The sequence below is a fragment of the Pectobacterium brasiliense genome, assembly GCF_013449685.1.
In the GTDB taxonomy this organism is placed as follows: Bacteria; Pseudomonadota; Gammaproteobacteria; order Enterobacterales; family Enterobacteriaceae; genus Pectobacterium; species Pectobacterium brasiliense_A.
On record NZ_JACDSF010000042.1, the window covers coordinates 123,242 to 136,266 of the forward strand.

Annotated in this window: 15 protein-coding genes; 1 reads left to right on the top strand and 14 read right to left on the bottom strand. The window is 47.6% G+C overall.

Annotated elements, in window-relative coordinates:
* Nucleotides 1-8: 8 nt before the first annotated feature.
* The 11 genes from fliP to fliF form a co-directional block, all read right to left on the bottom strand.
* Nucleotides 9-704, bottom strand: coding sequence for a flagellar type III secretion system pore protein FliP (gene fliP / locus H0248_RS16600; protein WP_180786745.1), 696 nt, complete (start codon nucleotides 702-704; stop codon nucleotides 9-11).
* A gap of 77 nt (nucleotides 705-781) precedes the next feature.
* On the bottom strand, nucleotides 782-1,204 hold the full coding sequence (gene fliO / locus H0248_RS16605; RefSeq protein ID WP_180786746.1) for a flagellar biosynthetic protein FliO: 423 nt from the start codon (nucleotides 1,202-1,204) through the stop codon (nucleotides 782-784).
* The gene (fliN, locus tag H0248_RS16610) at nucleotides 1,204-1,617 is read right to left on the bottom strand and encodes a flagellar motor switch protein FliN (protein ID WP_015840788.1); all 414 of its coding nucleotides are present in this window, start codon (nucleotides 1,615-1,617) and stop codon (nucleotides 1,204-1,206) included. Before fliN ends, fliO begins: the two co-directional genes overlap by 1 nt.
* Entirely contained in the window at nucleotides 1,610-2,623 is a 1,014-nt protein-coding gene (gene fliM / locus H0248_RS16615; RefSeq protein WP_180786747.1) for a flagellar motor switch protein FliM, read from the bottom strand. The genes fliN and fliM overlap by 8 nt, the downstream gene beginning before the upstream one ends.
* Before the next feature lie 5 nt (nucleotides 2,624-2,628).
* The gene (fliL, locus tag H0248_RS16620; RefSeq protein WP_110162301.1) at nucleotides 2,629-3,108 is read right to left on the bottom strand and encodes a flagellar basal body-associated protein FliL; all 480 of its coding nucleotides are present in this window, start codon (nucleotides 3,106-3,108) and stop codon (nucleotides 2,629-2,631) included.
* 155 nt (nucleotides 3,109-3,263) lie between these two features.
* A complete protein-coding gene (locus tag H0248_RS16625; RefSeq protein WP_180786748.1) occupies nucleotides 3,264-4,574 on the bottom strand; it encodes a flagellar hook-length control protein FliK in 1,311 nt (436 codons plus the stop codon).
* Nucleotides 4,571-5,017 carry a flagellar export protein FliJ gene (gene fliJ, locus H0248_RS16630; RefSeq protein WP_180786749.1) on the bottom strand — a complete coding sequence of 149 codons (447 nt, stop codon included), beginning with the start codon at nucleotides 5,015-5,017 and terminating at the stop codon, nucleotides 4,571-4,573. Before fliJ ends, H0248_RS16625 begins: the two co-directional genes overlap by 4 nt.
* Nucleotides 5,018-5,025: 8 nt before the next feature.
* Nucleotides 5,026-6,396, bottom strand: a complete 1,371-nt coding sequence (gene fliI, locus H0248_RS16635) for a flagellar protein export ATPase FliI (protein ID WP_010279628.1) — start codon at nucleotides 6,394-6,396, stop codon at nucleotides 5,026-5,028.
* Entirely contained in the window at nucleotides 6,396-7,121 is a 726-nt protein-coding gene (gene fliH / locus H0248_RS16640) for a flagellar assembly protein FliH (protein WP_180786750.1), read from the bottom strand. Before fliH ends, fliI begins: the two co-directional genes overlap by 1 nt.
* Nucleotides 7,114-8,106 carry a flagellar motor switch protein FliG gene (gene fliG, locus H0248_RS16645; protein ID WP_180786751.1) on the bottom strand — a complete coding sequence of 331 codons (993 nt, stop codon included), beginning with the start codon at nucleotides 8,104-8,106 and terminating at the stop codon, nucleotides 7,114-7,116. Before fliG ends, fliH begins: the two co-directional genes overlap by 8 nt.
* Complete coding sequence (gene fliF / locus H0248_RS16650; protein WP_180786752.1) at nucleotides 8,103-9,818, bottom strand: flagellar basal-body MS-ring/collar protein FliF; 1,716 nt, start codon at nucleotides 9,816-9,818, stop codon at nucleotides 8,103-8,105. The genes fliG and fliF overlap by 4 nt, the downstream gene beginning before the upstream one ends.
* A 258-nt stretch (nucleotides 9,819-10,076) precedes the next feature.
* Between fliF and fliE the strand changes: the two genes are divergently transcribed.
* Nucleotides 10,077-10,391 (top strand): flagellar hook-basal body complex protein FliE, encoded by a 315-nt coding sequence (fliE, locus tag H0248_RS16655; RefSeq protein ID WP_180786753.1) that lies wholly within the window; start codon nucleotides 10,077-10,079, stop codon nucleotides 10,389-10,391.
* Nucleotides 10,392-10,638: 247 nt separating this feature from the next.
* Here the strand turns inward: fliE and fliT are convergent, their stop codons facing one another.
* The 3 genes from fliT to fliD are packed head-to-tail and all read right to left on the bottom strand — an operon-like array spanning nucleotide 10,639 to nucleotide 12,848.
* Complete coding sequence (gene fliT / locus H0248_RS16660) at nucleotides 10,639-11,019, bottom strand: flagella biosynthesis regulatory protein FliT (protein ID WP_180786754.1); 381 nt, start codon at nucleotides 11,017-11,019, stop codon at nucleotides 10,639-10,641.
* Entirely contained in the window at nucleotides 11,019-11,429 is a 411-nt protein-coding gene (gene fliS / locus H0248_RS16665) for a flagellar export chaperone FliS (RefSeq protein ID WP_180786755.1), read from the bottom strand. Before fliS ends, fliT begins: the two co-directional genes overlap by 1 nt.
* A 30-nt stretch (nucleotides 11,430-11,459) precedes the next feature.
* Nucleotides 11,460-12,848, bottom strand: a complete 1,389-nt coding sequence (gene fliD / locus H0248_RS16670) for a flagellar filament capping protein FliD (RefSeq protein ID WP_180786756.1) — start codon at nucleotides 12,846-12,848, stop codon at nucleotides 11,460-11,462.
* Nucleotides 12,849-13,025 lie beyond the last annotated feature (177 nt).

The following is a 13,025-nucleotide window of genomic DNA, read 5'->3' on the forward strand; positions in this document are numbered from 1 at the left end:
CTCTTCGTCTAACTATAAAAACTCTGCGCTAATGAACCGAGTAGCAACTGCCAGCCATCGACTAATACGAAAAGCATGAGTTTAAAAGGCAATGAAATAGTTGCCGGAGGAACCATCATCATCCCTAGCGCCATCAATACGCTGGCAACAACGAGGTCAATGATGAGGAAAGGGATAAATACCGTGAAACCAATTTGGAAAGCCGTTTTTAGCTCACTTGTCACAAATGCGGGGAGAAGTACACGCATGGGTACTGCTTCAGGCCCTTGGATCTCTGTAATTTCTGCCAGCCGAGTAAATAATGCCAGATCGGTTTCCCGAGTCTGCCGCAGCATGAACTCACGCACGGGTTGTGCGCCACGTTCTATAGCGACTTCCATGCTGATTTGTTCCTGAGTGAAGGGAAGATAAGCGTCGTCATAAACGCGGTTTAGTACCGGCGACATGACAAAAAATGTCAGAAAAAGCGTTAATCCGAGCAATACCTGGTTCGGTGGTGCGGTTGGCGTACCCAGCGCATTACGTAACAAGCTCAACACAATGATGATTCGGGTGAAGCTTGTCATCATTAACAATGCAGCAGGAAGAAACGTTAATGACGTGAGGAAAACCAGCGTCTGTACGGATAGCGTCCAGCTCTGTCCACCGTTAGACAGAGGTTGCGTCACAATACCAGGAAGCTGTGCCCACACCGAGGGTGCCATAAACAATAAACCTATGGCTAAACCGTAGCGCAGTGTGCGAAGCAGGGGGGTGATACGAAAATAATTAGGCAATGCACTCATTCCGATTTTTCCGGACGCTTTAAAACTTTCTTTAACAGTTGATTAAAATCTACTGGCTTGGTGTCACCAGTTGAGGAACTGTCGTTGGTTTGTTGTGCTGGAAGTGTATGCAGCGGCGTGATTTGCTGAGCCGTAACACCTAACACCAGCCAGGTATTATCAACTTCTACAATAACGACACGTTCACGCTGCCCGATAGGGCAACTGGATACGACTTTTAACAACTTGTTTTGCTTGGCTTGGGGAGCAAAACCGAGTTTGCGAGCTAGCCAGGCAATCAGCAGAATAAATAATAAAATACCAGCTAGCACGCTACCAACCTGTGTCAGTAACATGCTGCCGGTAAGTGGTGGCTCAGTAACCAGTGTTGACTGCTGACTTGCTACTGGGGCCGGAGATGATATCGAGGCTATCGCCATTAACGACTCAGGCGGCGCATACGTTCGGATGGCGTGATGATATCTGTAATACGGACACCGTACTTGTCAGATACCACAACAACCTCTCCCTGAGCGATCAGATAACCATTGATGAGGATATCCAAGGGTTCACCTGCTAAGCCATCAAGTGCAACAACGGAGCCCTGAGTCAGGCGTAGTAACTCTTTTATCGTCATTTTTGTCCGGCCAAGCTCAACGGTGAGTTTGACAGGAATATCCAATATCAGGTCGATATCCTGCAGAGCACCTAATGGGTCATGACCCTCTAGCGACTTAAAAATACCTTCCGTTGTCGCGGCCGGTTTTTCTGCAGCCTGCTGCTCGTTAAATGCATCAGCCCACAGATCGTCCACTGATTCCTTGTCGTCGGACGGCTTCTTGGTGTCACTCATGGGGCTGTTCCTCGTTATCCAGAGAATTCAATATAGGGTTAATCAAATGTTCAACACGTAAGGCATATTGCCCGTTCAATGTGCCATATTGGCTGGTTAGCACAGGCACACCGTCAACATGAGCAACGATTTTGTCAGGTTTGTCGATCGGTAAGACATCACCGGGCTGTAGTTTCAGAATCTTGGAGAGTCGCAGCGGAATATCAACAAAGTTTGCAACTAATTCTAATTCGGAATGCTGTACCTGCTTGGCTAAGGTGTCTCGCCAACTCTGATCTTCCTGACGCGAGTTTTCCAATGGTGGATTCGCGAGCAGTTCACGTAGCGGCTCGATCATTGAAAAAGGGATACAGATGTTAAATTCACCCATTAGCGAACCGATCTCAACATGAAATGGTGTCGTCACGACGATATCATTAGGTGATGTCGTGATATTGGTAAACTTGACCTGCATTTCTGAACGCACGTATTCGATATCAAGTTTGTAAATCGCATTCCAGGCTTCGCCATAGGCTTCCAGAGCCAGGCGTAACATACGTTTGATTACTCTTTGCTCTGTATGGGTAAATTCGCGACCTTCTACTTTCGTCGGGAAACGACCGTCACCGCCGAAAAGGTTATCTACAGCGATAAACACCAAACTTGGCGAAAACACAAACAATGCAGTACCGCGTAGCGGTTTTAAGTGGATAAGGTTCAGGTTTGTCGGTACCGGAAGGTTCCTGGCAAACTCATGATAAGGTTGGATCTTGATTCCACCCACCGTAATGTCTGGGCTACGGCGCAACAGGTTAAACAATGCCATTCTAAATTGACGCGCGAAACGTTCATTAATAATTTCTAATGCCTGTAAACGCTCGCGAATGACACGTCGCTGAGTGTTCGGATCATAGGGCTTAACGTCCCCGTCAGTTTTTGATGTCGCGTTGCTATCAGCGTCGCTATCGCCGCTGTCGCCATTCAATAGTGCATCAATTTCTGCTTGTGAAAGAATACTATCGCCCATAATGGTTACCGCAGTATAAAGGCCGTGAACAGAACATCAGTAACGACCTGGTTAGGTTGACCAGGAACTAATGGTGGGCTTAGCACTTGCTTAATTTGCTCTATCAGCTTCTGCTTACCTTGCTCATTGGCAAGCGCAATCGCATCCTGACGAGAAAGCAGTAATAAGAGTCGGCTACGAACTTCTGGCAGATAATTCGTAAACCGTGTACGCGTGGCTTCATCGGGTAACCGCAGCGTGAATCCAACATATAACACGCGATCAGGATCATTATCTGCATTGACGAGATTAACGGTAAATGTATCCAGTGGCATGAAAACAGGCTCTGGAGGTGGCGGCGCTTCCTGCTCAGCCGTTGCTGCGTTTTTCTGATTTAATAGCCACCAGGCGGCGCCCGCAGCGCCAGCCGCAGCGAGAGCAACGATAATCAGTAGTATTAGCCAAAAAGACCGTTTACGTCCTGGTCGAACTTGCATATCAGACATAGATAAAGAGAGTTCCCGTTACTTATCGATATTTACTGCCGTATGAAACCAGCAATAAATAAATGCGTAATGTTGATGATTATCCTGCCTATTGCTATGTTCAATACAAAGAATAGGCAGGGAAAACCGTGCTAACTTATTCGTTTACTTCAGTTTCAGGCAAAGATATCAACGCCGTTGACCGATGATGCCATTGATCTTAACGGTTCTGGTACGTTTAATAATTCACCTGTTGAGCCTTCTGCTGAATGACCAAATTGCTGCTGATAAGACGGGCCACGGTTAGTGCCATCGTTGTTATTACTGGCCATTTGCTGCTGCCAAGCAGAGGAATCACTGCCTACGCTGCTCTGACCAAGGTTAATTCCGCTCTCTGCCATCGAATTACGCAGGTGAGGCAGTGCAGCTTCTAGGGCTGAGCGAACCTGGCTGTTTGCTGAAGCCAGATGAATTTGAGCCTGGTTATCATCGATTTTTAGACTGATGTGCAGAGCACCCAATTCCTGTGGGTTCAAACGTAACTCTACAGTCTGCTGACCATTACGGCTGAACATAATGATTTGCTGTCCCAATGCATCTTGCCATTGGGGGGAACCAAATGGTGCGTTCAACTGAGCGCTTGCTGGCTGAGGTGCTGGCGTGGTCGTTCCCACTGATGCTGGCTGAATATGCATCGCTTGTGCTACTGGCGGTGTTGTCTGAGACGCAGACGCACTGTTGGCTAACGCAGAGGCTGATTCAGACACATTGCGATCGCCCGCAAGGGAATTTGGCGTCGTTAGCGCAAACTTTGTAGCCTCATCAGCAGACTCGGTTGTTGATGAAATTTGCTTGGCTGCATGATGCAGATCCCTTGATATGCCTGCATCTTTATCTGGTGTCAGGGAAGCATCGAGCCATTTTGCCAGTGTGCCTTTAGCACTTTCACCCGTTGTGTTTAGTACTGATGCGGATGCCTCATTCTGGCGTTTGGCGTCAACGAGGCCAGGAATATTCACCCCCGTATTAACGACAGTTGCTGCAATATTATCAACAGCGGGTTGTGTAGGCAGCGACGTCGGCATTGTTTGCAACATAGCAAATAGCGCCTGCATGGCGATAGTGTCATCTGTCTTACTGCTACTCTCTTCTTTATCCAGACTCTTAAACTTTGCCAGCCCTACAATTTCTGGATTTTGTTTACCCGCAGTAATCGTTGCGCCCGTGAGAGAACTGAAGGAAGAAAGCAGGGCATTTAGATCGTCAGGGCTAAGCGAAGCATTATCTTTTCCTAACGCGCTGAGCAGAGCTTCTTTCTCTACTTTATCGAACGATTTTTTACCCGAAGCATCATCGGCAGCTTGTGATATGCGTTTGCTCAACAGATCAACAAAATCTTTTGGTAGCTCACCCTGTGTCAGCAACGAAGCAGAAGAACTGCTTGTATCACCGGCAGTGGTAGCTATAGGTAATGCGGATAGATTCATGATTCTGCTTTCCTCTGTGAGGCCCGTTGGGCAAATTCATCCATTTGTTTTTGTTCTATTTTGTTTTCTTTGGCAAGCTGTCTTGTCAGTTCGCGATCCTGCAATTTTTCAAATGCGTTCAAGCGCTGCTGTTTTTCTTGCCAAATCTTCATTGCTAAATCTAAACGTGATGTCCACTGCGAGAGCTGTTGCCTGTGTTGCTCAATGGCACTATCCAGCGTTCGGATGAACTGCTGATAATTTTGCCAAGTATTATTCGCCATACCAGTGGACATCGTCGAGTTCAATTTTTGACGATAGTCATCCTGATAGTTTAACAGCATATTGAGCTGCTGCTCAGCCTGTTGATGTGCCTGGCGCACTTGACCCAACTGGCCTGCGGCTTTCTCAACGTCCTTCTGCGCCAGTTCGCGTAGTGTAACCAGCGGTGACTGGGTTTTCATCTGCTCTCCTACTCATTACGAGGGAAAATAGTGTGCAACGCCTGGCAGGACTCTTCATAGTTACTTTGTTCAAACATGCCTTGCTGCAAAAAGGCTTCCAGGTGTGGGTAAAGCCGAATTGCTTTGTCGAGCATAGGGTCGCTGCCTGCTGCGTAGGCACCAACACTGACTAAATCACGGTTACGTTGGTAGCTGGATAGTAACTGTTTAAACTGCCTTACAGAAGCATAATGCCCCTCATCGATCAGCGCTGTCATCGCACGACTAATCGATGCTTCAATATCAATTGCCGGATAATGACCAGACTCAGCTAATTGACGTGATAGCACGATATGTCCGTCAAGGATGGCGCGAGCGGAGTCAGCGATAGGATCCTGCTGATCGTCACCTTCTGTTAGAACAGTATAGAAGGCGGTGACTGAACCACCTCCATGAATACCATTACCTGCGCGCTCTACTAGTGCAGGTAATTTGGCGAACACAGAAGGGGGATAACCCTTGGTCGCCGGCGGTTCCCCAATGGCTAACGCAATTTCACGCTGTGCCATGGCATAGCGCGTGAGTGAATCCATGATTAGCAGTACGTGATGACCACGATCGCGAAAATCTTCAGCAATACGCGTGGCATAGGCTGCCCCTTGCATCCTTAATAATGGAGAAACATCCGCTGGGGCGGCAATAACGACAGAGCGTGCTCGTCCTTCCGTGCCCAGAATATTCTCGATAAAATCTTTCACTTCTCGGCCACGTTCGCCGATAAGACCAACGACAATGACGTCAGCCTGAGTATAGCGCGCCATCATGCCCAACAGCACACTTTTACCAACCCCTGAACCAGCAAACAAGCCCATTCGCTGCCCTCGACCTACGGTGAGCAAGGCATTGATGGCCCGGACACCCACATCAAGAACACTTTCGATTGGTGTTCGTTGCAATGGGTTAAACGGCGGTGTAATCAGCGGTGCGCGATAACCTGTATCAGGGGCGGGTAAACCATCCAGTGGTTTTGCGCTACCATCTAACACTCGTCCCAGCAATTCAGGGCCTAAGGGTAATTGCTTTCCTTGACTGCTGCTGTCTTGGCCAACGCGTGCGTAAACGCGCGCGCCAGGGGTAATACCTTCAACTTCTTCCAGCGGCATAAGAAAGAGTTTTTGTCCGTTGAAACCGACAACTTCGCTTTCGATTTCTTCAACTTGAGAGCCATTCTGCCGTTCGATGAGGCAGGTTGCTCCCAGCGGCATATGTAGCCCTGTTGCTTCTAATACCAAACCTGTTGCCCGGGTTAAGCGACCGTAACGACGCACTGAAGGGGTGTCATCAATACGCTTCTCAAATGAATCTAGAGAAGAAAGCCAGCGCCCAAGGCGTGAAGTCATCATAGTTCTCCCGGTGCGGCCAAACGGCAAAGTTCATGCCAGCGTGTTGCGAGACTGGCATCCAGATCGCCTTCTTCTGCGCTGACTTTACAGCCACCAGGGTGAAGCTGGTTATCGGCAAGCAATCTCCAACCGTGCAGGCTGAGTGTCGGACCCAAATATTGTTCAACACGTTCCAAGTCTGAAGGGTGAACGCGCAATTGTGTTTTACCTGAAAACATAGGTTCTTGTTGAATCAATTGCTGTATTTGACCGAGCAGGGCATTACCGTCACATACCGGAGGCTGCCCCAGAATCTGTTTGGCTGCGGTCAACGCTAATTGCATCAGACGAGCAGGGATCACACTGTCGAGTGTATCCAGCGTCTGTTGGAATTCGGTGACCATTTGCTGCATCTGTTCGATGACAGGTTGTTGCTGCTGTAAGGCATTTTGCAAACCCTGCTGCTGCCCCTGCGCTAATCCTTCCTGATAACCGGCGTCATAACCTTGTTGATGACCTTGCGTAAAACCCGTTTCTCGCGCCTGTTGCATTGTACTTTCACGCAGAGATGCGAGCTCATCCTCTACAGCAGAAAGGGCGCTTTCTTCAGAGAAACGTTCCATGTCCTGCAATTCAGGTTCATCATTGACCTGATAGGTTGGAACGGGCTTGGCAACGATCGGTGCAGCTAGATCGTTGAGTTGCCAAGGCTGCCAGGCCAGATTTTTGGGGGCATTAGACATAAGCATCCTCGCCGCCACCGATAATCATCTCGCCGCTGTCTGCCAATCGACGGACGATAAGCAGAATGGCTTTCTGTTCGTTTTCGACCTGCGACATACGTACTGGACCGCGGGTAGAGAGATCGTCGCGAAGAATTTCCGCAGCACGTTGGGACATATTGCGCAGGAATTTCTCGCGTAAAGGCTCTTCTGCCCCTTTCAATGCCAACAGCAGAGACTCGGACTCGACTTCTTGCAGAAGGCGCTGGATGCTGCGGTCGTCCACCTCGACCAAATTTTCGAACAGGAACATTTCGTCGATAATTTTCTGTGCCAGTTCGCCATCGAATTCGCGTACCGCATCGATAACCGCTTCTTCTTGCTGGGTTTTCATCAGGTTGATAATTTCAGCAGCAGTACGAACACCACCCATTTTGCTGCGTTTGAGATTCTGACCATCCAGCAAGCCGTTCAGAACATCTGTCAATTCTGCCAGTGCAGAAGGCTGAACGCCGCCGAAGGTCGCGATACGTAGCATAACGTCATGCCGAAGACGTTCATCAAACAGGGCTAAGATATCGGCAGCCTGAGAACGTTTCAGATGCACCAAGATTGTTGCGATAATCTGTGGGTGTTCGTCGCGAATAAGGTCTGCGGCAATCTGCGGCTCCATGAAGTTGAGTGTTTCCATCCCACTCGTCGAGTCGCGGCTTTCCAGAATATCTTCCAACAGACTAGACGCACGCTCTTCGCCGAGGGCTTTGACAAGCACTGAGCGAAGGTAGTCACCCGCATTCACACTGAGCGCGGCATATTGCTCCGAGTCAGCCTCAAATTCCTTGAGGATTTCTACTAGTTGTTGGTGTGACACCTGGCGCATATTCGCCATTGCAGAACTAAGGTGTTGTACTTCTTTAGCCGAAAGATGAGTAAACACTTCTGCTGCACGGTCTTCACCAATGGTCATCAATAATATGGCGCTTTTTTCTGTTCCTGTCAGGGTCATAGTTCACTACTCATCCATTGGCGAATCACCAGAGCAACCACGCGTGGGTCATTTTCGGCCAGTTCACGTATCCGGTTACTTTGCATTTCCGCACTAACACGTTGTTGAGATTTCCGTTGTTGCTCAACTTCAGAGGTACTGAGATTAACAACGACATCATCATTGCCCTTATTAAGGGTAGTAGCCGCCAGTGCCGCTTCTTGTTGCTGTGCTTTTCTCTGCAATTGCGGACGAACCAGCTTACGCCACAGAATCCAGGCAACGATCAGGACCAGCAGCCAGCGGCCAGCTTCTATCAGGAGATCGAAGAATGCCTGTTTTTGCCAGAACGGGAGTTCGCCAGAACCGTCGGTGCTGTCCATAAATGGCGTATTAACGACATTTAATGTATCGCCGCGTTCAGCAGAGAAGCCCATTGCTTCACGTGCTACCGTTTCAATCTGTTTGATCTGCTCTTCTGTCAGTGCAACGGGTTTGCCGTCCTCACCGGGAGGCTGGTAGTTAACAATAACCGCCGCAGACAAGCGCTTTACACCACCTGTGCTGTGTTTGGTATGTAAAATCGTCTTGTCGACTTCATAGTTGGTTGTTGCATCATTGCGAACATTTGATGTTTGAATAACGGTATTCGCATTTGCCCCATTAGCTTGGGTACCTGCCGCATTGTTTTGGTTCTGTTGGCCAGCCTGATTGTTCGCATTAGCATTATTTGGCGGCGTTGCGATAGGCGCTGTAGGCGCTGGTGTAGGCTGATTAGTTAATGCACCTGGGACGCCACCGACGTTCGGGCCTCCTCTTTGCTCACTTTGGCTGGTTTGTTGAGAGCGAACCGCTGCTTTATCTGGCGGTTGGTTGGGTTGATATTGCTCATCAGTTTGTTCGCGAGCAGAGAAATCGATTTGTGCGGTGACTTGGGCATGTACGTTGCCCATACCAACCATTGGCGCGATGATTGACTCTATACGGCGCTGGTACATCGCTTCGACTTCGTTGCTGTACTTCAGTTGCGCAGCGTTCAGATCGCGGCCGCTGCCGCCAGCCTGAGTTAACAGGCGACCCGTCTGATCAACAACCGTGACATTGTCTGGTGGCAGGCCAGCAACACTGCTGGAAACCATATAAACGATGGAATTGATTTGCCCTTCATCTAATGCACGACCAGGCTGTAATGTCAGAGTGACAGAAGAAGAGGGGGCTTTTTGCTCACGAACGAACAGCGAAGGCTTTGGTATGGCAAGATGAACTCGCGCATTCTGAACAGGGCCGAGCGTTTCTATCGTTCTGGACAGTTCACCTTCCAGCGCACGCTGGTAATTAATTTGCTCGCTGAATTGGCTGATGCCAAATTTTTCCTGATCGAGCAATTCAAAGCCAACGGCGCCACCTTTTGGCAGCCCTAATTGAGCCAGTCGGAGTCGGGTCTCATAGACATTGGCGGCAGGGATCATGATCGCCCCGCCATTTTCCGCAAAGCGATAAGGGATATTCAGCTTCGTTAATTCACTGACAATCGCACCACCGTCACGGTCATTGATATTGCTATAAAGCACGCGATAGTCTGGGCCTTTGGCCCATAGCGTCAACGCAACAACGATTGCAATGGTCGCAGCAGCTGCGATCAATAGCGGAATTTTCGGATTGGCGCGTAACCGGTTGAGTATTTCGCCAAAGCTATTCTTACCGGTAGCGGAGCCGGTTAATGAGGCGTTCATACTCTATCTCTGCTTGGTTGTTGAACGATATACTTAACGTTGTGACGTGACAAAACAGAACTCCCTGATTGCGCAATCAATGAAACATTTCGCCTACATTTGTGGGCATGTCATTATTTTCCGTAAAAGAAAAATCGATGGGTCGATAAGGTAGCATTTTTCACGTTAATTACCCCATTTAGACGAAATGGGGTGTGATAGGGTATCGCTGTCATAAGTGTATATGAAAAAGCCTAATCAGCATTTTAGCGAGGTGTTATGTCTGTTCAAGGTATTGATGGCGTTTTACAGCAAATGCAGGTCAAAGCGCTGCAGGCGGCTGACACGCCAATAGCCAGGCCATCGGTAGAACCTGGTTTTGCCAGTGAGCTGAAGGCCGCGCTCGATAAGATCAGCGATACGCAACAGGTCGCGCGTGCTCAGGGTGAAAAATTCACCATGGGCGTTCCGGGTGTCGCATTGAATGATGTAATGGTGGATTTGCAGAAATCATCCATTTCAATGCAGATGGGCATCCAGGTGCGTAACAAACTGGTGTCGGCGTATCAGGAAGTAATGAATATGTCTGTTTGATATCATTTAATGATATCTGGCTGTAATGATTAACGTTATTGCACGTCATTTTACTGTTCATCAATGAGGTGACGTGTGATTTTCATCTGTAGTAGTTTTCTACTTAGATCTTCCTTTTCTTCGTCACGAACTGATCTCTTGCTGTGCTAATTGTTGAGAACTTGTATGAAAATTTTCCGCTATGGATAAAAAACGCGCTTCGTATAAACAGAAGCGCGACGGTGAGAGGGGGATAATTTATAGAACACTACGATCGCGTTTCGTCAGGTAAAGGCTCACCAGGTAGCAGTCGCTGGCCTGCAAATTCACCATAAGTCGTATTAATTGACTTTCGCTTCAGTGACTGCCCCATTAACGAACTTAATTCATCCATCCGCTTCTGCAGAAGTTGTTTTACTTTCGCTTCATTATCCATCACTTCCTGCAAAATTTGTCGCAGATGCAGTCGCACCATACTGTCAATTTCGTCAGGAATTGGCGCATTAACTAAGCCTTCGACGGACTGAACATAAACAATCTCTTGCTCAACCAACGTATCCCACTGGCCGCTGACGGCCAAATGAAGAATTTTTTGACTCAGAGACAAAAGCTGTTGGTAATCTTTTAGAAGCCGATGGGGTGAGGCCATTAACGTACTTCCTGCTCTGGTTTGTAATTAGGGCCGATTTGCCGCCAGGCATCAGCGATATTTTCCAACAATGCTTCGACTTCCTCTATCGCTTTGGGATCGTTATGTAAGTTGGCAATCAACAAACGTTGAGACATGTAGTCGTAGAGGGCGGACAGGTTTTCAACTAATTCGCCGCCTCTGTCCATATCCAGCCCAGCTTTGAGCCCGTTATTGATAATGTTGATCGCTTTAGATAACGCCATGCCTTTGCCCGGGATATTGCCTTGCTCCATGAGAATACGCGCACGCACCATTGCACTGCGCGCACCATCAAACAACATGACGATAAGCTGGTGTGGGCTTGCGCTCATCACACTGCTCTCGAGGCCTACCTGAGCGTAGGCCTGACTGCCTTTCATATTGTACATCACGCTACCTATCTTTCTTTCATCTAAAATTTAGAGTTTAGAGAACATGCTCGTTAACTGATTGGCCGTGCTGGTCATATTAGACATTGCTTTATCCAATTCAGTGAACTGCTTCTGGTATCGAGCAATAGTCTGCTCAATACTAGCGCTGACCTGTGTGTTCTGAGCTTCTAATGATTTCAATGTTTTGTTGAGGCTATCTTCCTTCGTCTTAATCGTCCCTTCTTTTGTATCAAGCACTTCTTTAAGATAGCTACGAGTTTGTGTCGCGAACCCTGTTTTTTCATTGTCGCCCACGAAAAACGTTTGGACTTTCCCTGGCTCTTCTTTTAAGGCTTTCTCGAGTTTGGTATTGTCTATTTCTAGTTTCCCGGTTTTAAAATTCTGTGTAATACCTAAGTCGGCGAGAATTCTAAATTCTCCACTTGCACTCTGAACGCTGGTAAGTTGGGCTTTAAGTTGATTTTGAATGCCACGAATAGTTGAGTCACCGATCAATGCTCCGTTAGTGCTGGATTGTTCCTCTCCCGCATCAACGGCAGTATACTTGGTCTGTGTTGTTATCGTATCTTGCAGAGTATTGTAAGTATCAACCCATGCCTTAACGGCATCTTTCATACCCGTAATATCTTGGTCGATAGTTAAGGTTTCTGGTTTATCGGTTTCCGTTTTTGCTTGGAGTGTGAGCGTTACACCTTCAAATGCATCGTCAATCGTATTACTTTGGCGCTCAATTTCGATATTGTTTGCAATAATTACTGCGTTTTGTGCCGCGACTTTTTCGGTTGTTGAACCAAGAATACTTCCGCTATCTGTTAATGTAATTTCGCCTTTTTCGCCAGTATTCTTAGCACTTAACATGAGGTAGTATTCGTTATCTTTTGCTTTTACTACACTTGCATTTACGCCGCCATTTGCCTTATTAATTGCATCACGTACGTCATTAAGTGACGTTTTACCGCCTTCAATGTTGATTGTCAGTGATTTTCCGTCAGCTTGCTCGATCTTAAGCGTCGTATCTGTTGCACTTAGTGCGGTTGTTGTGCTGGTTTGTAGTGAAGACGTAATTGAGTGCGCTTGCGCTAATTGTTTCACTTCAACGCTATAGCTACCGGCTACCGCTTTGCTAGCTGTTGTGGCTGTGAAAGCTTTATTGGTAGTGGCCACTTTAGTATTGGTAATACCGTCGATAGAGCCTGTAACTATCCCAAAAGACTCTGATTTGGCTAGCGTATTGTTCGCAGTATTGAATTTATCGAGCGCACTTTTAAGCGAGCTAACACCAGTAAGCTGAGCTTTATAGCTGGCTTGCTGGGTGGTAATCGGTGTTAAACGCTGATTTTCAGCTGTTCTTAGATTAGTTAACAGCGTTGATAAATCTAGACCTGAGCCTACACCTAACGAAGAAACACTTGCCATGATCGAATCCTTTTATTCAGAATTTAGCTGTTTATACTGTAGTTATCGGCAACGCTGCTTATAAGTTTAGCACGATAAGATGAGTAATAATCTTCTTCTAATATTTGTGCTAGGCTGTGTCCCTTAACTTAACAACCGCTTCAAAAATAGCCTGATCGCCGCCAGTTTTAGCATACT